Consider the following 26,915-nt stretch of genomic DNA (forward strand, 5'->3'; position numbering starts at 1 on the left):
AGCACGGGGCCCGATCCACCTAGGCCGACGTCGGCTCGCTGCCCAGCAGCGAGCCGATCCGGCGCAGTCCGTCCAGGTCGTGCACGTCCCCTGCGAGCGCAGGGACCACGGTGGTGGCCACGTCGGGGTGCGCCGCTGCGAAGCGACCGCACAGCTCGGCCTCGCGCTGCACCAGGCGCACGCGATCGGCGTGCAGGCGCAGCAACCCCGCGCCGAGGTCATGCGAGTCGTCGGCGCGCAACCGCTCGGAGGCGGCCATCGCCTCGTCGGCCGACAGGTCGCCGCACGCCGCCGGGCTCGCGCGGTTGACCACCAGCCCGGCCAACGGCATGTCGTCGCCGCGCAGCCGCTCGACGAAGTACGCCGCCTCGCGCAGCGCGTCCGGCTCGGGCGCGGCGATCACCACGAACGCGGTGCCCTCGGCCTGCAGCAGCGCGTAGGTGCGCTGCGCCCGCTGGCGGAACCCGCCGAAGACCGTGTCGAGGGCGGTGACAAAGGTCTGCAGGTCGGTGAGCACCTGGGCGCCCAGGATCTTGGTCAGCGCCCCGGTCACCACACCCAGGCCGGCGGTCACCAACCGGGCCGGGCCCTTCGCGGGCATCAGCATCAGGCGGATGAAGCGACCGTCGAGGAAGCGGGAGAGCCGCTCGGGGGCGTCGAGGAAGTCCAGCGCCGAGCGCGAGGGCGGGGTGTCGACCACGATCAGGTCGTAGGTGCCGTCACGCCGGGCGGCGGCGTGGATCTGGCCCAGCTTCTCCATCGCCATGTACTCCTGCGTGCCGGCGAACGAGCTCGACAGGGCGACGTAGAAGGGGTTCTCGAGGATCTGGCGGGCCTTCTCGGGGGTGGCCTGGCTCTCCACCACCTCGTCGAAGGTGCGCTTCATGTCGAGCATCATCGCGTCGAGGTGGCCCTCGCCCTCGACGCCGGCCACCGGGCGCGGGGTGTTGTCGAGCTCCTCGATGCCCATCGACTGCGCCAGGCGCCGGGCCGGGTCGATGGTCAGCACCACGACCTTGCGACCCCGCTCGGCGGCCCGCAGCGCCAGCGCCGCCGAGGTCGTGGTCTTGCCCACCCCGCCGGAACCGGTGCAGACGATGATGCCGGTCGTGGGGTCGTCGAGCAGGGCGTCGACGTCGAGGTGGGGGGCCTGGGCGGGGTGCGCGGCCAGCGGACCCACGCGGGGGCGCGGTCGTGGGCTCATCCGAGACCCTGCTCCTTCAACGTCGCGGCGAGGTCGTAGAGCCCGCCGAGGTCCACGCCGCCGGGCAGCCGGGGGAGCTCGACCGACGGCAGCCCGAAGTCGGCCACCAGGGCGCGCTGGGCGTCCTCGAGCGCACGGCGCTCGGCGTGGTCGTGCGCCTCGGTGACCAGACCGTCCAGCAGGCTCGGCGTCGGCAGCACGCCGCCGGCCTCGAGGTCCGCGGCCAGCACCTGCCGGTCGAGCCGGCCCGCCAGGGCGGCGGCCAGGTGGTCCTCGTCGAGGTCGCGGGGCCGGACCCGGTTGACCACGACCGCGCCCACGGGCAGCCCGGCCGCGCGCAGCTGGGCGATCCCGTCGGCCGTCTCCTGGACCGGCATCTCCTCCAGCACCGTCACCAGGTGCACCGCCGTGCGCGGGGAGCGGAACAGGGTCATCATCGTGTCCGCCTGGGTGCGCACCGGGCCGACCTTGGCCAGACCGGCCAGCTCGTCGCTGACGTTGAGGAACTGGGTGATCCGTCCGGTCGGCGGGGCGTCGAGCACCACGGCGTCGTACTGCTGGGCGCCCTTGTTGCGGCTGTTGCGCTGCACCGCCTCGTAGACCTTGCCGGTCAGCAGCACGTCTCGCACGCCGGGCGCGATGGTCGTCGCGAACTCGATGACACCGAAGCGGTCGAGGGCACGTCCGGCCCGACCCAGCCGGTAGTACAGCGCCAGGTACTCCAGGAGCGCGGCCTCGGGATCGATGTGCAGCGCGTGCACCGTCCCGGGCGTGCCGTCCCCGGTGAGACCGGTGGCGATGCGCCGCTCGGCGTAGGGCAGCGGGTCGACGTCGAACATCCGGGCGATCCCCTGGCGGCCCTCGACCTCGCACACGAGGACGTGGCGGCCCTCCGAGGCCAGCGCGAGCGCGAGCGCCGCCGCCACCGTCGACTTGCCGGTGCCGCCCTTGCCGGACACCACGTGCAGCTGCACGCGGGAGAGGTCGGGGGCGTCCACGGCGACAACCCTAGTGCGCCCGCGCCCACCCGTCCGGCCTCCGGGCGAGGCGAAGGTGTGACGTGCGGGCGTGGCTACCGGTAACGTCGATCCCTGCTTCCGAACCGGCCTCGGGGTCCGGGCGACCCCACGTGGCCGCAGCCGGCAGCACGACCGACTCACCACGATCCCGATCGAGAGGCAGTCATGACGTCCAGCCCGCCCACTGAGCGATCCCCGCAACCGGGCCAGCAGCCCACCGGGTCCCAGTCCGGTGCTTCCCGGCTGCGCAGCACCTTCCCGATGGCCACCCCCCGGGTCTTCATCCCTGCCGCCGTGCTGGTGGTGCTCTTCGTCGGCGTCGCCGCGATCTTCCCGACCAGGATGGGCGACTGGCTGGCCTCGGCCAACAGCACCGTCGTCGGCAGCCTCGGCTGGTGGTACATCGCGGTGGTGACGTCGTTCGTCTTCTTCTCGATCTGGATGGCGCTCTCCCCGATGGGCGCCATCGTCCTGGGCAAGGACGACGAGGACCCCGAGTTCAGCCTGAAGTCGTGGTTCGCGATGCTCTTCGCCGCGGGCATGGGGATCGGCCTGGTCTTCTGGGGCGTCGCGGAGCCGCTCAACCACTTCGCCAGCCCGCCGCCGGGCACCGACGTGGCGGCCGGCCAGGAGCAGGTGGCCCGCACCGCGATGGACACCACGTTCCTGCACTGGGGTCTGCACGCCTGGGCGATCTACGTGGTCGTCGGACTGGCGATCGCGTACGCCGTGCACCGCAAGGGCCGTCCCGTCTCGATCCGGTGGGCCCTCGAGCCCCTGCTCGGCAAGCGCATCCTGGGCTTCTGGGGTGACGTCGTCGACGTCGTCGCCATCATCGGCACCCTCTTCGGCATCGCCACCTCGCTGGGCTACGGCGTCAAGCAGGTCGGTGCCGGCCTCGGCTTCCTGGGCATCGTCGACGAGGCGTCCACGCCGCTGCTGCTGATCCTGATCACGGTCATCACCGCGATGGCGCTGGTCTCGGTCGTGACCGGGGTCGACAAGGGCATCCGGATCCTCTCCAACCTCAACATGGGTCTGGCCGCACTCCTGCTGGCCGCGGTCCTGGTCCTGGGCCCGACGGTGTTCCTGCTCAGCGACTTCGTGACCCAGATCGGGTCCTACCTGCAGAACTTCTTCCGCCTCGCCTTCGACGTGCGCCCCTTCCAGGGCCAGGCCGGCGAGGACTGGCTCGGCGGCTGGACCACGTACTACTGGGGCTGGTGGATGAGCTGGGCACCGTTCGTCGGTGTCTTCATCGCTCGCATCTCCCGGGGCCGCACCGTCCGCGAGTTCATCCTCGGGGTGCTGCTGGTCCCCACGATGGTGACCTTCCTGTGGTTCTCGGTGCTGGGCGGGACCGCGATCTGGACCGAGATGTTCGGTGGTGGCGGCCTGGTCGGCGAGGACGGCGTGAGCACCGACCTCGCGCTCTTCCAGCTGTTCGACACGCTGCCGTTGAGCGCCGTGCTGAGCGTCGTCGCCATGGTCCTGGTCGTGGTCTTCTTCGTGACCAGCTCGGACTCGGGCTCGTTCGTGGTCGGCATGCTGGCCGAGGGCGGCGACCCGAACCCGCCGGTGTGGAGCCGCGTGTTCTGGGCCGCGCTCGAGGGCATCGTCGCGGGCGTGCTGCTGCTAGCGGGCGCCGGCGGGCTGGCGGCCCTCCAGACCAGCGCCATCCTGGTGGCCGCCCCCTTCAGCGTCATCATGGTGCTGATGATGATCGCCACCGCGAAGGCGCTGCTCGCCGAGAACCGCGTCATCCAGCGCAAGAAGCGTCAGTGGCTGGCCTCGCAGATCGCCGACGAGGTGACCGAGGGGCTGCACGAGACCGGGGTGGTGGTGGCCGCCGAGGGCGACCGCACCCCGCGGGCGGGCCGCCGCAAGCGCTGACCCGCTCCCGCTCGCACGACGCCGCACGACGACCGACCCCGCACGCGCACCGCGCCTGCGGGGTCGGTCGCGTCGGTGGTCGCAGCGTCCGCCACCGGGGTCGGCGGGGTCGCGGTGGTCCCCGTGAGAAGCGGCGGCGCCGCGAGTAGGGTGCCGACATGACCAAGTGGGAGTACCTGACAGCGCCGATCCTGACGCACGCCGCCAAGCAGATCCTGGACAACTTCGGTTCCGACGGGTGGGAGCTGGTGCAGGTCGCGCCAGGGATGAACCCCGAGAACCTCGTGGGCTACTTCAAGCGCCCGGTGCAGGGCTGATGGCCGCCGAGCACACCGAGCACCCCGAGGAGCGGCTGGCCGCGCTCGGCCTCTCGGTGCCGGAGGTCGCCGTCCCGGTGGCGGCGTACGTGCCCGCCGTCCGCTCGGGGCAGCACGTCTACACCTCGGGCCAGCTGCCGATGCGCAGCGGCGAGCTGATGGCCACCGGCAAGGTCGGGGGTGAGGTCACCGCCGAGGAGGCCCAGGCCTGCGCGCAGCAGTGCGCGCTGAACGCCATCGCCGCCGTCAAGGCCGAGATCGGCGACCTCGCCCGGGTCGTGCGGGTCGTGAAGGTCGTCTGCTTCGTCGCCTCCACCCCCGACTTCACCGGTCAGCCCGGGGTCGCCAACGGCGTCTCGGAGCTGCTGGGCAAGGTCTTCGGCGAGGCCGGCGTGCACGCCCGCTCGGCCGTCGGCGTGCCGGTGCTCCCGCTCGACGCGCCCGTCGAGGTGGAGCTGCTGGTCGAGGTCGGCTGATGCAGGTCCCGCTGCCGCCGGTGCCGCTGCCGGCCCAGGTGGTCACGCTGGCGCAGGAGTTCGCCGACGGTGCCCGTGAGCCCGCCGAGCCGCGCAACGCGGCCACGGTGATCCTGATGCGTGCCGGAGCCGCCGGGCCGGAGGCCTACTACCTGCGCCGCCAGTTCTCGATGGACTTCGCCGCCGGGATGGCGGTCTTCCCCGGGGGCGGGGTCGACAAGCGCGACTTCGACGCCGAGGTCGGCTGGGCCGGGCGTACGCCCGCGGAGTGGGGCGAGCGCCTCGGCTGCGACGAGGAGACCGCCCGGGCGCTGGTGTGCGCCGCGGTCCGCGAGACCTACGAGGAGTCCGGCGTGCTGCTGGCCGGGCACTCCGACGGCGAGGTGGTCGCCGACACCACCGGCGCCGACTGGGAGGCCGACAGGGTCGCCCTGGAGACCCGTGAGCTGGCGATGACCGAGTTCCTCAACCGCCGCGGGCTGGTGCTGCGCACCGACCTGCTCGGCGTCTGGGACGCGTGGCTGACCCCGGCGTTCGAGCCCAAGCGCTACCGCACCTGGTTCTTCGTGGCCGAGCTGCCCGACGGGCAGCGCACCCGCGACGTCTCCACCGAGTCGTCGTCGGTGCACTGGCTGCCCGCTCGGGTCGCCGCGGACCAGGCGGAGGCGGGCGAGCTGGCGATGATGCCACCGACCTACCTGACCTCGATCGAGATCGGCGCCCACGACGACCCGGCGGCGGTGCTCGAGACCGCGCGGGGACGCTCGGTGCAGATGTTCACCCCCACCGTGGAGCCGCTCGGCGACGGGTGGACGCTCACGATGCCCGACCGGCTGCGCCCGCTGCTGGCCCAGCGCAGGCAGGCATGAGCGTGGTGGCGCCCTCGGGCTGGACCGGTGGCACCTTCGGCGAGCGGGCCCGCTGCGTGCTGGCTCCGAACGCCGACCACATGACCCTCGACGGCACCAACACCTGGGTGCTGCGCGAGCCGGGCGCCCGCCGCTCGGTCGTGGTCGACCCGGGCCCCTCGATCCTGAGCCACCTCGACGCGGTGGCCGACGTGGCCGGCGAGGTCGCCGTGGTGCTGCTGACCCACCACCACCACGACCACGCCGAGTCGGCCCGCGAGTTCGCCGAGCGCGTGGGCTGCGGCGTACGAGCCCTGGACCCGGCGCACCGCCTGGGCTCCGAGGGTCTCGACGACGGCGACGTCGTCGAGGTCGACGGGCTCGAGGTGCGCGTGGTCGGCACCCCGGGTCACACCGCCGACTCGCTGTCGTTCGTGCTGCCCGCGGAACGGGCCGTCCTGACCGGCGACACCGTCCTGGGGCGAGGCACCACGGTCGTGGCGCACCCCGACGGCCGGCTCGGGGCCTACCTCGACTCCCTGGGCCGGCTGCACGCGCTCGCCGAGGCGCAGGAGGTCGGGACCATCTGGCCGGGCCACGGGCCGGTCATCGACGACGCCGTCGGTGCGCTCACCTACTACCAGGACCATCGCCGCGAGCGGCTCGAGCAGGTCGAGGCGGCGGTCGACACGCTGCGCCGGGCACCGCACCCCGAGGGGATCGCGGTCGAGGAGCTGCCCCAGCGCGTCGTCGAGGTCGTGTACGCCGACGTCGACCCGGTGCTGTGGGGCGCCGCCGAGATGTCGGTGCGCGCCCAGCTGGCCTACCTGGCCGAGCGCCGCTGACGCCAGCGCGCCAGTCCACCGGCGAGTGCGCCCAGGACGAGCAGCACCCCGCCGACGTACCACCACGTCCACGACCGGCGGGCCTCGGCGAACGCGGGGAGCGGACGCTCGACCGCGGACGCCCCGTCGGTGAGCAGGCCGGTCGCCACCGTGACCGGGCCGGGCAGCTCGCCGGGGTCGCTGCGCGCCACCTGCTCGTAGGTGGCACCGTCGCCAGCGAGGGTGACGACGCCGATCTGCGTCTCGACGGTGGTCTCGTCGTCGGAGATGTCCGCACCCACCACGGCGTGGGCGGCGTCGATCCACTCCAGCACCCGCCAGTCGGTGCCCGCCAGCGGTGCAGGTGTGGCGAGCTGTCGCAGGGGCGTGTCCGGCTCCGTGCGGCTCGCTGTCACCCAGCGCAGGGAGTACGCGCGGTCGTCGCCGGGGGTCCAGGTGTTGACCAGGCTGCTGACGGACCGGGCGTCGAGGCCGCCGCTCAGCACGACACCCCGGGTGGCCGGGACGGTGAGGGTGTCGGCACCTGCACGCAGCAGGCGGGTCGAGCGGCTGCCGACCCGCGCGACGGTGGCATCGTCGTCCACGGCCACCGCCAGCGTCTCGTCCTGTCGCCGGCCCGGGAGCGGCGCCGACCTCGACGACCCCGGGGCGATGAGGCCGCCCGCGGTCTCGTCGCCGTAGGAGCGGCCGCCCCCGTCGTCGCCGAGGACGGGCTGACCCGTCCAGAGGACGGTGCGTCCGTCGGGGGAGAACCACACGCTGCGCACCAGCACGGGTCGGCCGGCGTCCTCCAGGGGGATCTCCCGCACCTGGCCCGTGCCCAGGTCGACGAGACCGAGCCCGGTGCGCAAGGTGTCCACCGAGCGCCGGCCGCGCACCCGCGGGTAGGCCAGGGTGGTCCCGGCCGGGGACAGGGCCAGCGGGTGGACGGTCCCGGTGAGGTCCCGGCCGGTCGCGGCGCCGAAGTCGGGCAGGAGCAGCCGCTGGTACGCCCCGGTGCGGGCGTCCACCACGACGACCCGCCGCTGGCCCACCACGCTCCTCGGGGCCATCGCGACCGCCTGTGCGCCGACGGCGAGGCCGTCGGTCGGGTTCATCGGCTCGCCCTCGCCCGGGACCGGCAGGTACGCCGGCAGCGCACCCCGGTCGCCGTCGGCCGGGGCGACCCCGTCCCGGTCGGGCAGCCACGCGAGCGCACCCGCGACCAGGGCGACCACCACGGCCACGGCCGCCACGACCGCGGCGGTGTCGCGCCGCACGCTGCGCCGGGCGCGGTCCCAGGTGTCGGCCGGCACTCCGGCCACGGGCGCGCCCTCGGCGATGCGAGCCAGCTCGGACCGCAGCTGCTCGCTCATCGGGCCACCCCCTCGTTGCCGACGGCCCCCGGGTGCCCGGCGGGCCCCACCAGCTCGGCGAGCTCGGGGGCCAGCGTGCGGATCCGCGCCAACGCCTGCCGGGTCAGCGACTTGGCGGTGCCGGGGCGGATGCCCAGGGCGGCGGCGGTCTGCACCTCGGTGAGGTCCTCGAAGTAGCGCAGCACCAGCACCGTGCGCTGGCGGCTGGTCAGCCGGGCCAGCGCCTGCTCGAGGGTGAGGCGCAGGTCGGGGTCCGAGCCGCCCGGCGCGGGGGCGTCGTACGCGCCGAGCGCCTGCTCGGTGAGGTGGCGCCGGGAGCGCCACCACGAGACGTTCTGCGTGTAGAGGATGCGCCGGACGTAGGGCTCGGGGTCACCGGCCAGGCGCGGCCAGGCGCGGGCCGCCTTGAAGAGCGCTGTCTGCACGAGGTCCTCCGCGAGGTGGGCGTCCCCCGTGAGGAGGTACGCGGTCCGGGAGAGGGCCGGTGTGCGGGCGCGCACGAACGACTCGAAGTCCACGTCCGGTCCCGAGATCACCCGATCACCCCTCTCTCACCCAGGCATACGCGCCGGAGGCAGGGTGCGGGGGTCGGTCGGCCCGGACTTTCTCGACGGAGGCGGTGTCGCTCCTGCAGGGGGACGCGTCAGCGGGCCCGGCGCGACATCCGCTCGACGTCCATGATGACGACCGAACGGGGCTCCAGGCGCAGCCAGCCGCGCGAGGCGAAGTCGGCGAGCGCCTTGTTGACCGTCTCGCGGGAGGCGCCGACCAGCTGGGCGAGCTCCTCCTGGGTGAGGTCGTGGTGGACGTGCACGCCGTCGTCGGCGGTGCGCCCGAAGCGGTCGGCGAGGTCGAGCAGCGCCTTGGCGACCCGGCCGGGCACGTCGGAGAAGACCAGGTCGGCCACGACGTCGTTGGCCTTGCGCAGTCGGCCGGCGAGCTGGTTCAGCAGGCCGCGGGCCACGACGGGGCGCCCCTCGAGCCAGCGCAGCAGGTCCTCGTGGGACAGCGAGGCGAAGGAGGCGTCGGTGACCGCAGTGACGGTGGCCGAGCGCGGGCCCGGGTCGAAGAGCGACAGCTCGCCGAACATCTGGCCGGGGCCGAGGATCGCCAGCAGGTTCTCGCGCCCGTCGGAGGACGTGCGGCCCAGCTTCACCTTGCCCTCGAGCACGACGTAGAGCTTGTCGCCGGAGTCGCCCTCGCGGAACAACACGTCACCGCGACGCAACCGGCTCTCGGTCATGGACGTGCGCAGCGCGGACGCGGCCTCGTCGTCCAGAGCGCTGAAGAGTGGTGCCTGACGCAGTACGTCGTTGTCCACCGGACCTCCTGGAGTACGTGCGGTGATGTGCCGTCACCCGCGCAGGATGCACGGACCTGGGCATCCTATCCAGTGGACTTGGTCACACGTGCCACCGGGACGGTCGTGGCGCGGCGACCGCGGCGGCCACAGGTGTCGGTCTCGTCTCGTACCCTTGCCGCGTGCCCGACCCCGAGACCCCCACCGCGCTCGTGCGCCGCGCGCGCAAGACGGACCGGGTCCTGGCCGAGACCTACCCCGAGGCGCGCTGCGAGCTCGACTTCGAGGACCCCTTCCAGCTCCTGGTGGTCACCGTGCTGTCCGCCCAGACCACCGACCGACGGGTCAACGCCGTGCGGCCCACGCTCTTCGCGGCCTACCCCGACGCCCCGTCGATGGCGGCCGCAGACAGGGCCCGGCTCGAGGAGATCGTCGGTCCCCTGGGCTTCTTCCGGGCCAAGACCGAGTCCCTCCTCAAGCTCTCGGCCCACCTCGTCGAGCACCACGACGGACAGGTGCCGCCGCGGCTGGTCGACCTGGTGAAGCTGCCCGGCGTGGGGCGCAAGACCGCCAACGTGGTGCTCGGCAACGCCTTCGACGTCCCCGGCATCACCGTCGACACCCACTTCGGTCGCCTGGCCCGGCGGCTGGGCTGGACCGAGGAGACCGATCCGGTCAAGGTCGAGCACGCCGTCGGGGCGCTGTTCCCGAAGAAGGACTGGACGATGCTCAGCCACCGCCTGATCTGGCACGGACGGCGGCGCTGCCACGCCCAGCGTCCTGCGTGCGGTGCCTGCCCGGTGGCGCGCTGGTGCCCGTCGTACGGCGAGGGCCCGACCGACCCCGAGACCGCGGCGAAGCTCGTGAAGACCGAGGCGCGCCGATGACCCGACGTCCCCTCGCGATCGTCCTGGCGACGGCCGCGCTGGTGCTGGGCGCCTGCGGGGGAGGGGACGGCTCGTTCGTCCCCGCCCCGGGTCCGGCCCGGATCGACGTCGAGACCCCGGCCCTGCGCGACATGAAGGCCGAGGCCGGGATCGAGGACTGCCGACCGGGCACCGGCGCGCCGGTCGAGGGAGGGCTCCCCGAGCTCGAGCTGGCCTGCTTCGGCGGCGGCCCGGGCGTCGACCTGTCCGCGCTGCGCGGACCGCTGGTCCTCAACGCCTGGTTCGCCACCTGCGCCCCCTGCAAGCGCGAGCTGCCGGTGCTGCAGGACTTCTACGAGCAGCACGGCGACGAGGTGGACGTCCTCGGCGTCGACTACGCCGACCCGATCACCGAGGGCGCGATGCAGCTGCTGACCCGCAGCGGCGTGACCTACCCCCAGGTGGCCGACACGCAGGGAGACCTCAGCGTCGACCCGGTCGTGCGTGCCGTCGCCTTCCCCACCACGGTCCTGGTGGGCGCGGACGGCACCGTCGAGGCGGTGCTGCCGATGGAGATCCGCAGCGTCGAACAGCTCGAGGACCTCGTGGCCGAGCACCTCGGGGTGCGGCTGTGAGCGGCCACAGCGGTTCTGTGGCCCCGCTGCCGCAGTGGCTGCTGCCGGTGCAGGAGGGCGCGCAGGCGATCACCGCCGACCGCCTCTCCCGCTTCACCCCGCCGGCCGACGGCAGCGCCCGGCCCGGGGCGGTGCTGATGCTGTTCGCGGAGGGACCGGCCGGTCCCGAGCTGCTGCTGACCGAGCGTGCCCACGACATGCGCTCCCACCCCGGCCAGGTCTCGTTCCCCGGCGGCGGGGTGGACCCCGGCGAGACCGCGGTGCAGGCGGCGCTGCGGGAGGCGGAGGAGGAGGTCGGCCTCGAGCCGGCCGAGGTCCGGGTCTTCGCCACCCTGCCCGACCTGTGGCTGCCCCCCAGCAACTTCGCGGTCACCCCGGTCCTGGGCTGGTGGGCGCACCCCAGCGGCGTGCACATCGCCAGCAGCGCCGAGGTGCACGCGATCCACCACGTGCCGGTCAGCGAGCTGCTCGCCGCCGAGCACCGCGTCACGGTGCGCCACCCCCGGGGCTTCGAGAGCCCCGGCTTCCTCATCGGGCCCGACAACGACGTGATCCTGTGGGGCTTCACCGGCGGCATCATCGCCAAGCTCTTCGACTTCCTGGGCTGGACCACGCCGTGGGACGAGTCGCGGATCTGCGAGCTGCCGGACTACATGCTCGCCGCCGACCCACGCCCCCGACCGGACCACCCCACGACCGGTGGGCTCCTCGACATCGAGGACGTCCCCGACCGACCCGACGAGGACATCTGAGGCCCGATGAACCTGCTCGACTGGCTGCTGGCCCTCCTCGTCCTCGCCTACGCCCTCTCCGGCTACTGGCAGGGCTTCATCACCGGTGCCTTCGCGACCGCCGGGCTGCTGGCCGGCGGGCTCTTCGGGATCTGGCTGGCACCGATCGCGCTCGGTGACGCCAACCCGTCGCTGCTGGTCACGCTCGGCGCGCTGTTCATCGTCATCCTGGCCGCCTCGCTGGGCCAGGCGACGCTGCAGTACGTCGGCGCCCGCCTGCGCTCGCGCATCACCTGGCAGCCGGTGCGCGCGCTCGACGCCGTCGGCGGGGCCGCGCTGAGCGCCGTGGCGGTGCTGCTGGTGGCCTGGGCGCTCGGGGTCGCCGTCTCGGGGTCACGGATCGCCGGGGTGACGCCGATGGTGCGGTCCTCGACGGTGCTGGCCAAGGTCGACAACGCCCTGCCGCAGTCGGCCGGCGGCCTGCTGCAGGCCTTCAACACCGTGGTGGGCACCAGCTTCTTCCCCCGCTACCTCGAGCCGTTCGCCCCCGAGCGCATCATCGAGGTCGCGCCCGGTGACGAGCGGATGCTGCGCCGTCCGGCGGTGCAGCGGGCAGCCCCCAGCGTGCTCAAGATCCGGGGCGCCAACTCCTGCGGCAACGGGGTCGAGGGCAGCGGGTTCGTCTACGCCCCCGACCGGTTGATGACCAACGCCCACGTCGTCGCCGGCGTGGACGCCCCACAGGTCCAGCTCGAGTCCGGTCCCGTCGAGGGGCGCGTCGTCTACTACAACCCCGACGTCGACGTGGCAGTGGTGTCCTTCGACTCCGGGTCGCTGCCGGCGCTCGAGTTCGCCCAGGCGGCCCCCAAGGACGCCGTGGCGGTGCTCGGCTACCCCCTGGACGGTCCCTACGACGTCCGCGCCGCCCGAATCCGGGCCGAGCAGCGGCTGCGCTCACCCAACATCTACGGCGACGGGGCCGTCATCCGCGAGGTGTTCTCGCTGCGCGGCCTGGTGCGCCCGGGCAACTCCGGTGGCCCGATCATCTCGACGCGCGGCGACGTGGTCGGGGTGGTCTTCGCGGCCTCGGTCACCGACGGCGACACCGGCTACGCGCTGACCACCGACCAGGTCGAGCAGGCCGCCGACCAGGGCCGCGCGGCGACGTCGCCGGTCTCGACAGGCGCCTGCGCGGGGTGAGCGCGCCGCCCTGACCGAGGAAGGAGGTCAGGGCGGCGCGCGAAGGTCGAGCAAGCCCCGCGTCCGAGGAACGAGGGCGCGCAGGGGCGGGTCGAGACCCAGCCGGGCCGGGGGGCGAGCCGGCGAGGTGGCGGGCGTACCCACAGGCGGCCGTGAGCAGCCCGGACACCCACGGCGATCCGAGCGCCAGGCGATCGAGCGATGAAGCCTCAGGCGGTGTGCTGGCCCTTCAGGGCGGACGGGATCTGCTTGCCCTGGGCGATCGCCTTCTCCGGCGCACGCACCTGCTTGACCTTCTTGATGCCGATGAGCACGAGCAGGCCGGCGAGGGCGACGTACAGGCCGAAGACGATCAGGAAGGACCAGTGCAGCCCGAGGCCGGCCCAGTGGATGAAGTAGGCGATCGCGACCGAGAGCATGATGATCGCGAGCACACCCAGGAACCCGGCGGCGGCGAAGAGCCCGGCGCCGATGCCGCCGGCCTTGACGCTCACCTTGAGCTCGGACTTGGCGAGCGCGATCTCCTTCGAGATCAGGCTGGAGATGTCGCGGCTGGCGTCGGTGACCAGGCGTCCGATGGTGGGATCGGTGTCCTTGACCGGCTCGATGGCCATGCGGTTGCTCCCCTGGTGGTGTGTGCGTGCTCCGGGCTCCGACCCTACAAGCCCGTAGCCCCACCCGCGCCGCCAGTGGGGGTGAGCCTCAGTAGGGCGGGGTGGCGGGGTCGTTGTCCCCGGCCTGGTAGACGTCGGGGATGTCGTCGCGGTCGGTGTCGACCTGCTCGGCCTCCCACAGCTTCTTGTAGACCCGGTTGCGGGAGCGGAGCACGATCGTGGCCAGGACGACCGCCAGGGCCGAGCCGATCAGCACCCCGACCTTGACGTGGTCGTCACGCTCGGAGCCCTGGCCGAAGGCCAGCTCGCCGATCAGCAGCGAGACGGTGAACCCGATGCCCGCCAGCATGGACAGCCCGATCACGTCGATCCAGGCCAGGTCGTCGTCGAGGTCGGCCTTGGTGAACTTCGACAGCAGCCACGTCGAGCCGGTGATGCCGATGGCCTTGCCGGCCACGAGACCGGTGACGATGCCCAGCGCGACGGGGTCCTTGAAGGAGTCGACCAGGCCGCTGAAGCCGCCGACGGTGACGCCGGCGGCGAAGAAGGCGAAGACCGGGACCGCGATACCCGCTGAGATGGGTCGCACCAGGTGCTCGAGGTGCTCGGCGAGACCCGGCTTGTCGGAGTCCTTGTCCTTGCGCAGCACCGGCACCGTGAAGCCCAGCAGCACACCGGCGACGGTGGCGTGCACGCCGGACTCGTGCACCAGGACCCAGGCGAGGAGCGCCAGGGGGATGAGCAGGAAGCCGGGGAAGATCCGCTTCTGGGCCAGGAACCCGAACACCAGGATCGGCAGGATGCCCAGCGCCAGGAAGAGCAGGTCGAGGTCCTCGGTGTAGAAGATCGCGATGATTGTGATGGCCAGCAGGTCGTCGACGACGGCCAGGGTCAGCAGGAAGGTGCGCAGGCCCGAGGGCAGGTGGGTGCTGATGACCGCGAGGATCGCGACCGCGAAGGCGATGTCGGTGGCCGTCGGGATCGCCCAGCCCCTCGGCGCGCCGTCGGCGGCGGCGAAGTTCCAGGCCAGGTAGAGCAGCGCCGGCACGGCCATGCCGCCGACCGCGGCGGCCATCGGCAGCGCCGCCCGCTTGGGGTCCCTCAGGTCTCCGGCGACGAACTCACGCTTGAGCTCGAGGCCGACGACGAAGAAGAAGATCGCCAGCAGCCCATCGGCGGCCCAGGTGCCGATCGAGAGGTCGAGGTGCAGGGTGAAGGCACCGAGATCGAGGGGCGCGGAGAGCGGCTTGAAGTCGCGGATCGCCTCGTAGGTGCCGGCGAAGGGGGTGTTGGCCCACACGATCGCGATCAGGGCACCGACGATGAGCAGCAGACCGCCGGTGGTCTCGGCGCGCAGCACCCCCGCGATGCGGGAGTCCTCGAGGAAGCTCCCTCGGGAGAAGAGGCGGGGTGAAGAGGTGCTGGAGTTCACGAGGGCTCCTCGGATCGATCAGCGGTCATGAGCGAGGTCGTCGACAGGGGTCGACAAGACAGTTGCCGACCAGACTTCCCGGCGCACCAGTCAGTCATCGTAGCGGCGCACGCGCTCACCCCGCACGGTCGACCCGGCCGGAGAGGACCGGCCGGGTCGCCACCGGGACTACTCGTCGCCCCGGCCTCCGGAGACGCCCGAGGAGATCAGGTCCATCACCGAGGAGTCGGCCAGGGTCGTGACGTCCCCGACCTCGCGGTTCTCGGCGACGTCGCGCAGCAGGCGGCGCATGATCTTGCCGGAGCGGGTCTTGGGCAGCTCCGGCACGATCATGATCTGGCGCGGCTTGGCGATCGGGCCGATCTCCTTGCGCACGTGGGCGCGCAGCTCCTCGACGATGTCCGCGCCGCCGTCGCCGGCCTCGTCGCGCAGGATCACGAAGGCGCACACGGCCTGGCCGGTGTCCTCGTCCTGGGCGCCGACCACCGCCGCCTCGGCCACCTTGGGGTGCGAGACCAGCGCCGACTCGATCTCGGTGGTGGAGAGCCGGTGGCCCGAGACGTTCATGACGTCGTCGACGCGGCCGAGCACCCAGAGGTCACCGTCGTCGTCGAGCTTGGCGCCGTCCCCGGCGAAGTAGTAGCCGAGCTTCTCGAAGCGCGCCCAGTAGGTCTCCTTGTACCGCTCGTCGTCGCCCCAGATCGTGCGCAGCATCGCGGGCCACGGCTTGGTGAGCACGAGGTAGCCCCCGCCGCCCTTGGCGACCTCGCGGCCCTCCTCGTCGACCACGGCCGCCGAGATCCCGGGGATCGGCACCATCGCCGACCCGGGCTTGCCGGCGGTGACGCCGGGCAGCGGCGAGATCAGGATCTGGCCGGTCTCGGTCTGCCACCAGGTGTCCACGACCGGGGTGCGGTCGCCGCCGATGACGTGGCGGTACCAGACGTAGGCCTCAGGGTTGATCGGCTCGCCGACCGAACCCAGCAGGCGCAGGCTCGACAGGTCGTGGCGGTCGGGGATCTCTCGCCCCTGCTTCATGAACGAGCGGATCGCCGTGGGCGCGGTGTAGAGGATCGTGACGCCCTGCTGCTCGATGATCTGCCACCAGCGGCCCTTCTCCGGTGAGTCCGGGGTGCCCTCGTAGAGCACCTGGGTCACGCCGTTGGCGAGCGGGCCGTAGACGATGTAGGAGTGGCCGGTGACCCAGCCGATGTCGGCGGTGCACCAGAAGACGTCGTCGGGCTTGATGTCGAAGACCGCCCAGTGCGTGTACGCCGCCCCGGTGAGGTAGCCGCCGGTGGTGTGCAGGATGCCCTTGGGCTTGCCGGTGGTGCCCGAGGTGTACATGACGTAGAGCGGGTGCTCGGCGTCGAAGGCCTCGTGGGCGTGCTCTGTCGAGGCCCGGTCCACGCTCTCGTGCCACCACACGTCGACGGCGTCGTCCCAGCTGTCGGCGCCGAGGTCCTGGCCGGTGCGGCGCACCACCAGGACCTTCTCCACGGTGTGCCCCAGGCCGGCGGCCTTGACGCGGGCCTCGTCGACGGCGGGCTTGAGCGCGGAGGGTGCCCCGCGGCGGTAGCCGCCGTCGGCGGTCACGACGACCTTGGCCTGGCAGTCCTCGAGCCGGGACGCGAGGGCGTCGGAGGAGAAGCCGCCGAAGACCACGGTGTGCGGGGCGCCGATGCGGGCGCAGGCCAGCATCGCCACGACGGCCTCGGGGATCATCGGCATGTAGATCGCGACCCGGTCGCCTGTCTGCACGCCCAGGTCGATCAACGTGTTCGCGGCCTGGCAGACCAGGTCCTGGAGCTCGGCGTAGGTGATGTCACGCGTGTCGTCGACGGGCTCGCCGACGAAGTGGAACGCGACCTTGTCGCCGCGCCCGGCCTCCACGTGGCGGTCCACGCAGTTGTACGCCGCGTTGAGGCGACCGCCCTCGAACCACTTGGCGAACGGCGGGTCGTCCCAGTTCAGGACCCGGTCCCAGGGGGTGGCCCAGGTCAGGCGCCCGGCCTGCTCGGCCCAGAACGCCTCCGGGTCGGCCGCGGCGGCGTCGTACGCCTCCGCGGTGACGTTGGCGTTCGCCGCGAGCTCGGCGGGCGGCTCGAACCGGCGGTCCTCCTTGAGCAGGTTCGACAGGGTCTCGTCGCTCACGGTCTCTCGTCTCCTGGGTCGGGGTGCAGTGAAGGGGTGAAGGGTGGTGCAGGTGGTGTCGGCCACACTAGGCCGCGGCGGGGAGCAGCGGAACGGCCCCCGGTGCGCGGGTGCCGGGTCGGCGCCCGGTGGCGCCGACCCGGCGGGTGCGGCGTCTCAGATCTCGCCGGCCTGGTGCTGGGCGACGAGCTTGGTCTTGCCGGGGTAGCGGATCTCCTCGACGAGCTCCTGCATCAGCGGGGAAGGCTTCGCGGTGAACTGCGAGACCGCGATCGTGACCGCGAAGTTGATCAGCATCCCGATCGTGCCGAAGCCGGTCTCGGGGATGCCGAGGAGGCCGTCGGAGTTCCCGTAGATGTCGATGGTCCAGATCATGTAGGCCATCGTCACCGTCAGTCCGGTCACCATGCCGGCCACGGCGCCCTTCGCGGTGCAGTTCTTCCAGAAGATCCCGAGCACCAGGATCGGGAAGAAGCTGGCCGCGGCGAGCCCGAAGGCCAGCGCCACCACCTGCGCCACGAAGCCGGGCGGGTTGATGCCGAAGTAGCCGGCGACCAGGATCGCGCCGCCCATGGCGATGCGACCGACCAGCAGCTGCTTGGCCTCGGTGGCCCGCGGGTTGATCTTCTTGTAGTAGACGTCGTTGGCCACCGACGAGGAGATCACCAGCAGCAGCCCGGAGGCCGTCGACAGTGCCGCCGCCAGGGCCCCCGCCGCGACCAGGCCGACGATGGGGGCCGGCAGGCCGCCGATCTCGGGGCTGGCCAGCACGATGATGTCGTTGTTGATGACCGTCTCGGTGGCGAAGTCGATGATGCCGTTGCCGTTGGCGTCGGTGGCCGAGACCAGCCCGACCTCCGACCAGGTGTTGAACCAGCCCGGCTCGGAGCCGATCGCGGTGCCGTTGAGGTCCTGGAGGATCTGCAGCTTGGTGAACGCCGCCACCGACGGGGCGGTGGTGTAGAGCAGGGCGATGAAGAAGATCGCCCACAGCGCGCTGTAGCGCGCCGCCCGCACGCTCTTGGCGGTGTAGAAGCGCACGATGACGTGCGGCAGGCCGGCGGTGCCGAACATCAGCGCGGCGGTGATGAGCACCATGTTGGGCATCGAGGTCTGCGTGAAGGCCTCGCTGTACGCCGCCAGGCCGAGGTCCTGCTGCAGCCCGTCGAGCTCGGCGAGGATGTCACCGAACCCGATCTGCGGCAGCGGGATGCCGGTGACCTTCGTCGAGACCGCGAACGCCGGGATCATGTAGGCCACGATCAGCACGGAGTACTGCGCGACCTGGGTCCAGGTGATGCCCTTCATGCCGCCGAGCACGGCGTAGAAGAACACGATCGTCATGCCGATGATGACACCGGTCGTGGTGCCCACACCCAGGAAGCGGGTGAAGACCAGCCCGGCGCCGGCCATCTGCCCGGCGACGTAGACGAACGACACGACGATCGCGGCGAGCACGGCGACCAGCCGCGCGGTCTCGGAGTACCGGTCGCCGACGAAGTCGGGGAGCGTGTACTTGCCGAACTTGCGCAGGTACGGCGCGAGCAGCAGCGCCAGCAGCACGTAGCCGCCGGTCCACCCCATCAGGAAGACGCCCCCCGCGTAGCCGTTGTAGGCGAAGGCCACGATGCCGGCCAGCGAGATGAACGACGCGGCGCTCATCCAGTCGGCCGCGATCGCGGCGCCGTTGGCCACCGCCGGGATGCCGCCGCCGGCGACGTAGAAGCCGGAGGTGGTGCTGACCCGGCTGGCGTAGGCGATGTAGATGTAGACGCTGAAGGTGATGACCGTGAAGATCAGGGTCCAGAGCTGGATGTCGCTCACGAGTGGTGCACCTCCTGCTCGTACTCCTCCACGCCGAACTCCGCGTCGAGCTTGTCCATCCGCCACACGTAGACCGCGATGATCGCGACGAACGTGAGGATCGCGCCCTGCTGGGAGAACCAGAAGCCGAGCGGGAACCCGGCGACCACGATCTTGTTGAGCGGCTCCACGAACAGGATCCCGGCGCCGAACGACACCAGCGCCCAGATCGTCAGCAGCACGGCCATCAGCCGCAGGTTCCGGCGCCAGTACTGCTGGCGCGCTGCGTCATCCATCGCTTCCTCCTCGTCTCGACGTCGCGAGCGGTGGACCCCGCGGCGATAGCGTCAGGACGGGATGCAAACGCCTCGGTACGGGCCGCGACAAGAGGTCGAGGTGACCCCGGTCACACTGTGCGGCGAGTGGTGGGCGGGGTGCGACGAGCGGCGGCCGCTCGCCCACCGCGGCGCGTCGATCGGGCTCTCGAGCGCCCGGTGGACCGCTCGTCGTGGCTGGCCGACCGCTCGGCGCACGGCGTACGACGCTCGGCCGGTGGCCGCCGGCCGAGCCTGCCGTGACGGGGGTCACCCGCCCTACTGTCGGCGCATGGCCACCTCGACCCGCCCCACCCCAGCCCCCGCAGGCACCGCCCCTCGGGCGGGCGTCGGCCCCCGTCGGGGCGCCGAGCCCGGGCGGCGGATGCTCCTGGGAGCCAGCTTCCTGGTGCTGGTCGGCTCCTTCATGCCGTGGATCGACACACCTCTCGGCACCGTCCTCGGCGCGCAGGGCGCGGGGCTGTGGACCTTCTACACCTGCATGCTCGGCTTCGCCGGGGTGATGGTGCCCGCCCGGCGCCTCGCAGCAGCCCAGGCCGCGCTCCTCGGGGCGGTCGCGGTCGTGCTGCCGCTGTGGCAGGTGGTGCACCTGCTGGGCCTGGTCGGCACCGCGGGCTGGATCCCCGGGCCGGGCCTGGTCCTCGTCGTCGGAGGCGGGGTGCTCGCCGGGGTCAGCGCCGTGCGGCTGTTCCGGGGCCCGCCCGCCTGAGGGTCTCTCAGCGCCCCTGTCTCGGGGGGAGGCGGTGCAGGGTCACGTCGTGCAGCGCGCCGTCGGCGGCGACAGCGGTGAGGTAGGTGCAGTGCGGCTGCCGGCGCCGGTCGGTCGGCGACCCCGGGTTGAGCAGGCGCAGGCCGCCCTGCGTGGTGGTGTCCCACGGGATGTGGCTGTGCCCGAAGACCAGGACGTCGAGGTGCGGGTACGCCGCGTCGCAGCGCCGCTCGCGCCCCTGCTTGTCGCCGGTCTCGTGCACCACCCCGAGCCGGACGCCCTCGATCTCGGCCTCGGCCACCAGCGGCAGCCGCTCGCGCAGCACTCCGTGGTCGTTGTTGCCGTGGACGCCCACCAGGCGCCGGCTGCGCTCCTCGAGCTCGTCCAGCAGCGCCACGTCGACCCAGTCGCCGGCGTGCACCACCACGTCGGCGCGCTCGACCTGCTGCCACAGCTCCTCCGGCAGCGCCTTGGCGCGCTTGGGCAGGTGGGTGTCGGCGGTGATCAGCAGACGGGTCGGCACCCGACCAGCATCTCACCGGGTCGTGCCCCTCAGGGTGGTGCAGGGGCCACCCTGAGGGGCACGACCCGGCGCGGTCAGGGTCGGTGGAGGTAGGCGCGGACGCGGGAGGCCCGGCCCTCGCCGATCCCGTTGGTGGCGCGCACCCGGAAGGTGTGCCAGCCGGGCTCGAGGCCGGACCACACCAGGCGGGTGGCGGGGCTCTCGGGGACGCCGCCCCGGGTCGTGCGGTCCTCGCGTCCGTGGCGGATCCGGTAGGTGTGGACGTGCGACCCGTTCGGGTCAGCGCCGTCCCAGCGGAGGACGAAGCCCCCGCGACGGGGCCGCGCCTCGGCGCGCAGGCCCTGGGGGCGTCCCGGCGCGTCGGCGCCGATCACCGTCGTGGTGCGCGAGCTCTCGTTGCCCTCGAGGTCGCGGGCGTAGAAGGTCACCTGGTGCTCGCCCTCGGGCACGCCGACCACCATCGCGTAGTCGACCTCCTCGACCGTGTCCTGGCCCGGCGCGGTGAACGGGCCGTGCGGCTCGAAGCCCGACCCGTCGTCGTACACGCGCTCGGCGACCGGCTCGCCGTCGAGGAGGGCGCCCAGGACGGCCAGGTCGTCGCCGTCGTCGAGCCGCCCGGCGACGTACGCCGCCTCGCGCTGGCAGGGCTCGGATCCGAAGCACGGGTCGAGGTCGATCTGCGGCGGTGTGGTGTCGGTCGGGGTCCCCGCCGACGTCGACGCCATCGCCGGCGGAGCGCCTGCGACCGGGAGGGCGGGCAGCAGGGCCAGGGGGACGCACAGCAGCAGGGCCGCGGGCAGGGTCCGAGTTCGCACCCCCGGAGCATCCCACGTGGGTCGTGGCCCCGGGTCGTGGTTTGCGATGCGGCCCGGGTGGTGGTTCGGGTCGTGGCCCGGGTCGTGGTTCGGGTCGTGTGGCTCAGGACGCGCCAGGGCGCGTCGACAGGCCACGACCCAGGCCACGACCCAGGCCACGACCCAGGCCGGAGCCGGAGCAGGGCTCGGGCCGGCGGGGGTCAGCCCCGGTCGAGCTCGACGGCCTCGGGCGTGTGCAGGCGCACCATGAAGCGCCGCACGTGCAGCGGCGCGCGGGCCCGGGTGGCCCGGCTGACACCGACCATCGCCAGGACCGCCAGCGGCACGCTCCAGGCGGCCGGGCGCTGGAGCAGGATCTCGACCCAGCCGTCGGCCCGGCCGGGGAAGAGGGTCAGGACGGCGGCGAGCCCCGAGCCCAGGCCCCCGACGAGGAGGCCGGCCAGGGCGCCGGCCGCGGTCAGCCCGCGCCACCAGATCCCCAGGAGCAGCAGCGGGCAGAACGTCGAGGCCGAGACCGCGAAGGCCAGCCCGACGGTGGTGGCCACACCCACCTGCGGCTCGCTCAGCGACACCGCCGCCGGCACCACGACCGCCAGCACCGCACCGACCCGGAAGGCCGCGACCCCGCCGAGCCGGCGACCGGCGTACGCGCGCCCGGTGACGTCCTGGCTCAGCACCCCCGCGATGGCGATCGCCAGTCCCGAGGAGGTCGACAGGAAGGCGGCGAACGCCCCGCCGACGACCATCCCGGTGAGCACGTCGCCGCCGAGCCCGGGCAGCATCAGGCGCGGCAGCTCCAGCACCAGGACGTCGGAGCGGCCGGTCGCGGCCAGCTCGGCGGCGTACACACGACCGAGGGCGCCGTAGATCGGCGGGACCATGTAGAAGATCCCGATCAGCACCAGCACCACCAGCGTCGTACGCCGCGCGGCGCGGCCGTCGGGGTTGGTGTAGAAGCGCACCACCACGTGCGGCAGGCCCATAGTGCCCAGGAAGGTCGCCACGATCAGCGAGTAGGTCAGGTAGAGGCCCATCGGGCCGGACTCCGCCAGCGGGCTCGACCAAGGCAGCGGGCCGCCGCCGCCCGCGTGCCCGATCGCGGGGTCCGCGCCGGGCCGGCCGTCGCCTGCCCACACCACCAGCAGCACCGCGGCCGGGACGAGCAGGGCGGTGAGCTTGAGCCAGTACTGGAAGGCCTGGACCAGCGTGATGGAGCGCATCCCGCCGCCGATGACGTTGACGAGGACCACCGAGCCGACGACCAGGGATCCGATCCACGTCGGGCCGCCGACGGCGCTGGCCAGCGTGATGCCCGCCCCCTGGAACTGGGGGAGGAGGTAGAGCCAGCCGATCGCGACCACGAGCAGCGAGCAGACGCGGCGGACCAGCTGCGAGTCCAGCCGTGCCTCCGCGAAGTCCGGGAGCGTGTAGGCGCCGGAGCGGCGCAGCGGGGCCGCGACCAGCGTGAGCAGGACCAGGTAGCCGGCGGTCCAGCCCACGGGGTACCAGAGCATGTCGGCGCCGAAGCCCAGCAGCAGGCCGGCGACCCCGAGGAAGGAGGCGGCCGAGAGGTACTCGCCGCTGATCGCCGAGGCGTTCATGCCCGGGCGCACGGTGCGCGAGGCGACCATGAAGTCGCTGGTGGTGCGCGAGAAGCGCAGCCCGTAGGTGCCGATCGCCAGCGTCGCGACGCTGACCAGCACGATCGCGACGATGCCGGGGGCGGCGTCGAGGTCGGGGTTCACCGGCGCGACCGATCCTCGGGGCCGGGGCCGGGCTCGGGCTTGCGCTCGGCCCCCATCAGCTCGACGAACGCCTCCTCGTTGCGCTCGGCGCGCAGCACGTAGCGCCAGCCCAGCAGCACCAGGAACGGGTAGACCAGGACCCCCAGCAGGAGCCAGGGCAGCGGCAGGCCCAGCACCGCGATCTCGTCGAGCCCCGGCACGAGCACGAACAGCACCGGCAGCAGGCCGAGGGTCAGCGCGAGCACCAGCAGCGTGCGCAGCGCCAGCCAGAGCTGTTCGCGCAGCAGCGACCCGAGGTAGAGGCTGCCCAGCGGGGTCTCGTCGTCGACCTCGCGGGTGCGCGCCAGCGGCGTACGCCGCCGCGGCGGGCCGGTGACCCGCACCCGTGGCTGCGGGTCGCTCACGGCTGGTGCCTCACGACTGGGCCCGGCGCAGCAGGAGGTCGCGCAGCTGGCGCGTGTGCCGGCGGCTGACCCCGAGCTCGACCCCCGGCTCGCCCTCGGCGCCGGTGACCACCACCGAGCAGCGCCCGGCGTCCATCCGCACCTCGCTGACGTGGGCCAGCGAGACCAGCAGCGAGCGGTGGATCCGCACGAACCCGGCCGCGCCCCACTCCTCCTCCAGCGTGGACAGCGGGGTGCGCACCAGGTGCGACCCCGTGGGGGTGTGCAGGCGCGCGTAGTCGCCGTGCGCCTCGACGTGGGTCAGGTCCGAGCGGTGCACGAACCGGGTCACCCCGCCCAGCTCCACCGGGATCTGCAGGTCCTGGTCGGCGGGGGCCCGCGGGTCGCCGCCGCGCACGCGGCGCACGGCCTCGGCGAGGCGTTCGGCGCGCACCGGCTTGAGGACGTAGTCGACGGCCTGGAGGTCGAAGGCGTCGACGGCGTGGTTGTCGTGGGCGGTGACGAAGACGATCGAGGGCGGTTGCTTGAAGCGCATCAGCACCTGGGCCAGCTCGAGGCCGCTCAGGCCCGGCATCTGGATGTCGAGGAAGAGCGCGTCGACCTCCTGCTCCTGCAGCACCCGCAGCGCCTCGGTGGCCGAGTCGCAGGTCAGCACCTCACCGATCCGGTCGTCGCGCTGCAGGAGGTAGGCCAGCTCGTCCAGTGCGGGCCGCTCGTCGTCGACGACGAGCACCCGCATCCGGGTCGCGGGGCTCACGCGTGCACCCCCGGCGCGAACTTCGGCAGCCGCACCACGACCTTGGTGCCGGCCCCGGGCGCGGTCTCGACGACCAGGCCGTAGGCGTCGCCGTAGACCGCGCGCAGCCGGCCGTCGACGTTGCCCAGGCCCACCGAGTCGCCCGACTGGTCACCGGCGAGCACGCGCCGGATGTGCTCGGGGTCCTCGCCGGCGCCGTCGTCCTCCACCTCGATCACGCACTCCTGACCCTGGTCGATGGCCACGATGCGGAGGTGGCCGCCCCCGGCAGCGGACTCCAGACCGTGCCGCACCGCATTCTCGACCAGTGGCTGGAGGCAGAGGAAGGGCACGGCGACGCCGAGGACCTCGGGCGCGATCGAGAGGGTCACCTGCAACCGGTCGCCGAAGCGGGCCTGCTCGAGCAGCAGGTAGCGCTCCACCGAGCGCAGCTCCTCGGCCAGCGTCGTGAACTCGCCGTGCCTGCGGAAGGAGTAGCGGGTGAAGTCGGCGAACTCCAGCAGCAGCTCGCGGGCGCGGTCGGGGTCGGTGCGCACGAAGCTCGCGATGGCGCCGAGGGAGTTGTAGATGAAGTGCGGGCTGATCTGGGCACGCAGCGCGCGCACCTCGGCCTCCATCAGCCGGGTCCGCGAGCTGTCGAGCTCGGCCAGCTCCAGCTGCCCCGAGACCCAGCGGGCCACCTCGTCGGCGGCCCGCACCAGGCCCGCGGAGGCGTAGGGCCCGAAGACCTGCAGGGTGCCGATCACCCGGTCCTCGACGACCAGCGGGCTGATCACCGCGGCCCGCACGGGGCACGAGCCCTGGCGGCACGGCAGCTCGCGGCGGGCGACGACCTGGGTGCCGCTGCGGGCGAGCGCCTCGGCCACCAGCGCCGGCACCTGGGCGGCGTGGTGGTGCCCGGCGCCGTCCCAGGCCAGCAGGTCGGCGGTGTCGCTCAACGCGATCGCCGGGGTGCCGAGCAGGGCGCGCAGGTGCTTGATCGAGCGTTCCGCGCTGTCGGCGGTCAGGCCCGCGCGCAGGGCCGGGGAGGCCAGCGAAGCGGTGTGCAGGGTGCGGAAGGTGGCGCGGTCGGCGTCGGTGCCCAGGTGCGTACGCCGCCAGGGTCGCGGCAGCCGCGCCATGTCAGGCCCCGCTCACCGGAAGTCGATCAGCAGCATCGCGTTGTCGTCGTCGGCGACCGCGGACCGGGGAGCCTTGAAGATCTCGTCCTCGATGCGGGGCATGCTGCCCGTGGTGACCGTCCACGGCGGGTCCGGCGGGACGTCGTCGCCCGTGCCACCGGCCTCGGCCAGCTGGCGGGCGGGTGCCGGCGGCGCGGCCTGCGGGCGCACCTGGGCGCGGAAGCAGGAGGTCACGTGCGGCAGCTGCATGCCGTCCATGCCGCGCCCGTAGTCGTCGTAGAGCGCCAGGACGTCGGCCAGGACGCTCTCGCGCTCGGCCTCGCCGAGCACCGCCACGGTCGACAGGGAGGCGACGTAGTCGAGGATCGTCTCGCGGTCCAGGACCTGCCAGTGCTTGAACGCCTGCTCCTCGGCGTCCGCGAAGAGGTCGCTGTCGGCCAGCGGCCGGGTCAGCTCCTCCAACGGGTGCTCGGGACCGAGGATGCGGCTGAGCTTGCGCACCCACGGGATCCGCACGTCGCGCTGGTGCCAGACCAGGGCCAGGTGGCCGCCGGGCTTGAGCACCCGGGCGAGCTCGGGCAGCGCCCGGTCGTGGTCGAACCAGTGGAAGCTCTGGGCAGAGACCACCACGTCGTAGCCGCGGTCGGCGGCGGGCAGCTCCTCGGCTCCCGCCACGCTGGTGCGCACCTGCGGCAGCCGCTCGCGCAGCACGGCCACCATCTGCTCGTCGGGATCCGTGGCGTGCACCACGTGGCCGAGCGCGACCAGCTGCTCGGTGAGCTTGCCGGTGCCGGCGCCGACCTCGAGGACGGTGAGGCCGCCACGCTCCGGTCCGCCGCACATCCAGGCCGCGACGTCGCGCGGGTAGGACGGTCGGCCCCGGTCGTAGGCCGCCGCCACCTGCCCGAAGGATCGCGCGTGGGGGAGGGGATCACTCATCGGGTCGAGGGTATCGGCTCGATACCCTCGGCGGCGTGACCACTGATCCGTTGTCCTGGCTGGTGTCGCTCGAGGGCGTCCCCAGTGGCCTGGCCGCCGCGCGCGACAGCATCGACGTCGTGCTGCGCGACCGCGGGCTGCGGCGCACCAGCCCCGAGACCACCGCCGAGTCGCTGCTGCGCGGCGCCCACGCCAGCGCGGTGCTGGAGGGCTCCGTCTCGTCGGTGGCGCAGGTGCGCGCCGGTGAGGGCGACGCGCTCGCCCGCGACGCCGTACGCCTCTCCTCGGAGCTGTTGTCGCTGGTGCCGACCCTGCGTCTGGCCCCGCTGCAGGCCCTGGCCCGCCTGCACGCGCTCGCCGCCGGCAGCACCCTGCCCGCCGAGGAGCTGGGTCGCCCGCGTGACGCCGCGGCCGCGGACCGGTTGCGCGGCCTCGCCGACCTGCTCACCTCCAGCGCCGACTCGCCCGGCCTCCTGGTCGCGGCCGTCGTGCACGCAGACCTCGCCACCTCCACCCCCTTCGCCTCCCACAACGGTCTCGTGGCCCGGGCGGCCGAGCGGCTCGTGCTGGTGGCGCGCGGCGTCGACGAGAAGTCGCTGATCGTGCCGGAGGCCGCCCACCTGGCGCTGCGCGAGCAGTACGAGTCGAACCTGCGCGGCTACGCCACCGGTGGCGACTCCGGCGTGCACTCCTGGCTGCTCTACGTCATCGAGGCGTACGCCACCGCCGCCGAGGCCTCGCCGCTGCGGCGCGACGCCGAGGGCTGAGGGGGCGCCCTCCGGCCGTGGTCGGCCGGCAAGCAGATGGCCCCCGGAGCAGAGCTCCTGGGGGCCATCGCTGACACGTGTCCTGGCTGGCTACCAAGCGTGCTTTCT

General features: G+C 73.1%; 28 protein-coding genes. 11 read left to right on the top strand and 17 right to left on the bottom strand.

Annotated elements, in window-relative coordinates:
- Window positions 1–19: 19 nt before the first annotated feature.
- Both bagB and bagA read right to left on the bottom strand, forming a co-directional pair.
- Complete coding sequence (bagB, locus tag I601_RS07620) at window positions 20–1,204, bottom strand: ArsA family ATPase (protein WP_084527311.1); 1,185 nt, start codon at window positions 1,202–1,204, stop codon at window positions 20–22.
- Window positions 1,201–2,202, bottom strand: a complete 1,002-nt coding sequence (gene bagA / locus I601_RS07625) for an ATPase BagA (protein ID WP_068107908.1) — start codon at window positions 2,200–2,202, stop codon at window positions 1,201–1,203. The genes bagB and bagA overlap by 4 nt, the downstream gene beginning before the upstream one ends.
- Window positions 2,203–2,388: 186 nt before the next feature.
- On the opposite strand from bagA, the gene I601_RS07630 reads away from it, so the two are divergent.
- From I601_RS07630 to I601_RS07645, 5 genes are all read left to right on the top strand, one after another.
- The gene (locus I601_RS07630; RefSeq protein ID WP_068107910.1) at window positions 2,389–4,116 is read left to right on the top strand and encodes a BCCT family transporter; all 1,728 of its coding nucleotides are present in this window, start codon (window positions 2,389–2,391) and stop codon (window positions 4,114–4,116) included.
- A gap of 158 nt (window positions 4,117–4,274) precedes the next feature.
- Entirely contained in the window at window positions 4,275–4,433 is a 159-nt protein-coding gene (locus I601_RS21345) for a DUF4177 domain-containing protein (protein WP_169834669.1), read from the top strand.
- Window positions 4,433–4,909, top strand: coding sequence for a RidA family protein (locus I601_RS07635; RefSeq protein WP_068107911.1), 477 nt, complete (start codon window positions 4,433–4,435; stop codon window positions 4,907–4,909). The genes I601_RS21345 and I601_RS07635 overlap by 1 nt, the downstream gene beginning before the upstream one ends.
- The gene (locus I601_RS07640; RefSeq protein WP_068107913.1) at window positions 4,909–5,778 is read left to right on the top strand and encodes an NUDIX hydrolase; all 870 of its coding nucleotides are present in this window, start codon (window positions 4,909–4,911) and stop codon (window positions 5,776–5,778) included. Before I601_RS07635 ends, I601_RS07640 begins: the two co-directional genes overlap by 1 nt.
- Window positions 5,775–6,602, top strand: a complete 828-nt coding sequence (locus I601_RS07645; RefSeq protein WP_068107915.1) for an MBL fold metallo-hydrolase — start codon at window positions 5,775–5,777, stop codon at window positions 6,600–6,602. Before I601_RS07640 ends, I601_RS07645 begins: the two co-directional genes overlap by 4 nt.
- Here the strand turns inward: I601_RS07645 and I601_RS07650 are convergent.
- The 3 genes from I601_RS07650 to I601_RS07660 form a co-directional block, all read right to left on the bottom strand.
- On the bottom strand, window positions 6,581–7,957 hold the full coding sequence (locus I601_RS07650) for a hypothetical protein (RefSeq protein ID WP_068107918.1): 1,377 nt from the start codon (window positions 7,955–7,957) through the stop codon (window positions 6,581–6,583). The two genes, I601_RS07645 and I601_RS07650, sit on opposite strands and share 22 nt — an antisense overlap.
- Entirely contained in the window at window positions 7,954–8,493 is a 540-nt protein-coding gene (locus tag I601_RS07655) for a SigE family RNA polymerase sigma factor (RefSeq protein ID WP_068107920.1), read from the bottom strand. The genes I601_RS07650 and I601_RS07655 overlap by 4 nt, the downstream gene beginning before the upstream one ends.
- 107 nt (window positions 8,494–8,600) lie before the next feature.
- The gene (locus I601_RS07660; protein WP_068107922.1) at window positions 8,601–9,278 is read right to left on the bottom strand and encodes a Crp/Fnr family transcriptional regulator; all 678 of its coding nucleotides are present in this window, start codon (window positions 9,276–9,278) and stop codon (window positions 8,601–8,603) included.
- A gap of 161 nt (window positions 9,279–9,439) precedes the next feature.
- On the opposite strand from I601_RS07660, the gene nth reads away from it, so the two are divergent.
- Genes nth through I601_RS07680 form a run of 4 tightly spaced genes read left to right on the top strand, consistent with a single transcriptional unit; the run spans window position 9,440 to window position 12,689 of the window.
- Window positions 9,440–10,144, top strand: a complete 705-nt coding sequence (gene nth / locus I601_RS07665; RefSeq protein ID WP_068107924.1) for an endonuclease III — start codon at window positions 9,440–9,442, stop codon at window positions 10,142–10,144.
- The gene (locus I601_RS07670) at window positions 10,141–10,758 is read left to right on the top strand and encodes a TlpA family protein disulfide reductase (protein ID WP_068107926.1); all 618 of its coding nucleotides are present in this window, start codon (window positions 10,141–10,143) and stop codon (window positions 10,756–10,758) included. Before nth ends, I601_RS07670 begins: the two co-directional genes overlap by 4 nt.
- Entirely contained in the window at window positions 10,755–11,510 is a 756-nt protein-coding gene (locus I601_RS07675; RefSeq protein WP_169834670.1) for an NUDIX hydrolase, read from the top strand. The genes I601_RS07670 and I601_RS07675 overlap by 4 nt, the downstream gene beginning before the upstream one ends.
- Before the next feature lie 6 nt (window positions 11,511–11,516).
- Window positions 11,517–12,689: a MarP family serine protease gene (locus I601_RS07680; RefSeq protein WP_068107928.1), complete on the top strand. Its 1,173-nt coding sequence runs from the start codon at window positions 11,517–11,519 to the stop codon at window positions 12,687–12,689.
- A gap of 209 nt (window positions 12,690–12,898) precedes the next feature.
- Here the strand turns inward: I601_RS07680 and I601_RS07685 are convergent, their stop codons facing one another.
- The 5 genes from I601_RS07685 to I601_RS07705 all read right to left on the bottom strand — a co-directional run bounded on the left by I601_RS07685 (window position 12,899) and on the right by I601_RS07705 (window position 18,988).
- Window positions 12,899–13,303: a phage holin family protein gene (locus tag I601_RS07685; RefSeq protein ID WP_068107930.1), complete on the bottom strand. Its 405-nt coding sequence runs from the start codon at window positions 13,301–13,303 to the stop codon at window positions 12,899–12,901.
- 88 nt (window positions 13,304–13,391) lie between these two features.
- On the bottom strand, window positions 13,392–14,735 hold the full coding sequence (nhaA, locus tag I601_RS07690; RefSeq protein WP_068107932.1) for a Na+/H+ antiporter NhaA: 1,344 nt from the start codon (window positions 14,733–14,735) through the stop codon (window positions 13,392–13,394).
- Window positions 14,736–14,903: 168 nt separating this feature from the next.
- Window positions 14,904–16,889: an acetate--CoA ligase gene (gene acs / locus I601_RS07695; RefSeq protein WP_068107934.1), complete on the bottom strand. Its 1,986-nt coding sequence runs from the start codon at window positions 16,887–16,889 to the stop codon at window positions 14,904–14,906.
- A gap of 156 nt (window positions 16,890–17,045) precedes the next feature.
- Window positions 17,046–18,713 (bottom strand): sodium:solute symporter family protein, encoded by a 1,668-nt coding sequence (locus I601_RS07700; RefSeq protein WP_068107936.1) that lies wholly within the window; start codon window positions 18,711–18,713, stop codon window positions 17,046–17,048.
- Window positions 18,710–18,988 (bottom strand): DUF4212 domain-containing protein, encoded by a 279-nt coding sequence (locus I601_RS07705; RefSeq protein WP_068107939.1) that lies wholly within the window; start codon window positions 18,986–18,988, stop codon window positions 18,710–18,712. The genes I601_RS07700 and I601_RS07705 overlap by 4 nt, the downstream gene beginning before the upstream one ends.
- A 310-nt stretch (window positions 18,989–19,298) precedes the next feature.
- Here I601_RS07705 and I601_RS21115 point away from each other — a divergent pair, with 310 nt between their 5' ends.
- The gene (locus tag I601_RS21115; RefSeq protein ID WP_157519957.1) at window positions 19,299–19,736 is read left to right on the top strand and encodes a hypothetical protein; all 438 of its coding nucleotides are present in this window, start codon (window positions 19,299–19,301) and stop codon (window positions 19,734–19,736) included.
- 7 nt (window positions 19,737–19,743) lie between these two features.
- Here the strand turns inward: I601_RS21115 and I601_RS07715 are convergent, their stop codons facing one another.
- From I601_RS07715 to I601_RS07745, 7 genes are all read right to left on the bottom strand, one after another.
- On the bottom strand, window positions 19,744–20,259 hold the full coding sequence (locus I601_RS07715; RefSeq protein ID WP_068107942.1) for a metallophosphoesterase family protein: 516 nt from the start codon (window positions 20,257–20,259) through the stop codon (window positions 19,744–19,746).
- A gap of 74 nt (window positions 20,260–20,333) precedes the next feature.
- Entirely contained in the window at window positions 20,334–21,074 is a 741-nt protein-coding gene (locus tag I601_RS07720) for a fibronectin type III domain-containing protein (RefSeq protein ID WP_068107944.1), read from the bottom strand.
- Window positions 21,075–21,274: 200 nt separating this feature from the next.
- On the bottom strand, window positions 21,275–22,819 hold the full coding sequence (locus tag I601_RS07725; protein WP_068107946.1) for a sodium/solute symporter: 1,545 nt from the start codon (window positions 22,817–22,819) through the stop codon (window positions 21,275–21,277).
- Entirely contained in the window at window positions 22,816–23,223 is a 408-nt protein-coding gene (locus I601_RS07730; protein ID WP_068107948.1) for a hypothetical protein, read from the bottom strand. The genes I601_RS07725 and I601_RS07730 overlap by 4 nt, the downstream gene beginning before the upstream one ends.
- A 10-nt stretch (window positions 23,224–23,233) precedes the next feature.
- Window positions 23,234–23,980, bottom strand: a complete 747-nt coding sequence (locus tag I601_RS07735) for a LytR/AlgR family response regulator transcription factor (RefSeq protein ID WP_237089582.1) — start codon at window positions 23,978–23,980, stop codon at window positions 23,234–23,236.
- Window positions 23,977–25,101 carry a sensor histidine kinase gene (locus I601_RS07740; protein WP_068107949.1) on the bottom strand — a complete coding sequence of 375 codons (1,125 nt, stop codon included), beginning with the start codon at window positions 25,099–25,101 and terminating at the stop codon, window positions 23,977–23,979. The genes I601_RS07735 and I601_RS07740 overlap by 4 nt, the downstream gene beginning before the upstream one ends.
- A gap of 12 nt (window positions 25,102–25,113) precedes the next feature.
- On the bottom strand, window positions 25,114–26,040 hold the full coding sequence (locus tag I601_RS07745; RefSeq protein ID WP_084527317.1) for a class I SAM-dependent methyltransferase: 927 nt from the start codon (window positions 26,038–26,040) through the stop codon (window positions 25,114–25,116).
- 35 nt (window positions 26,041–26,075) lie between these two features.
- On the opposite strand from I601_RS07745, the gene I601_RS07750 reads away from it, so the two are divergent.
- Window positions 26,076–26,807, top strand: coding sequence for a Fic family protein (locus tag I601_RS07750; RefSeq protein WP_068107952.1), 732 nt, complete (start codon window positions 26,076–26,078; stop codon window positions 26,805–26,807).
- The last annotated feature ends 108 nt before the right edge of the window (window positions 26,808–26,915 follow it).

Origin of the sequence: Nocardioides dokdonensis FR1436 (genome assembly GCF_001653335.1) — a bacterium.
In the GTDB taxonomy this organism is placed as follows: Bacteria; Actinomycetota; Actinomycetes; order Propionibacteriales; family Nocardioidaceae; genus Nocardioides; species Nocardioides dokdonensis.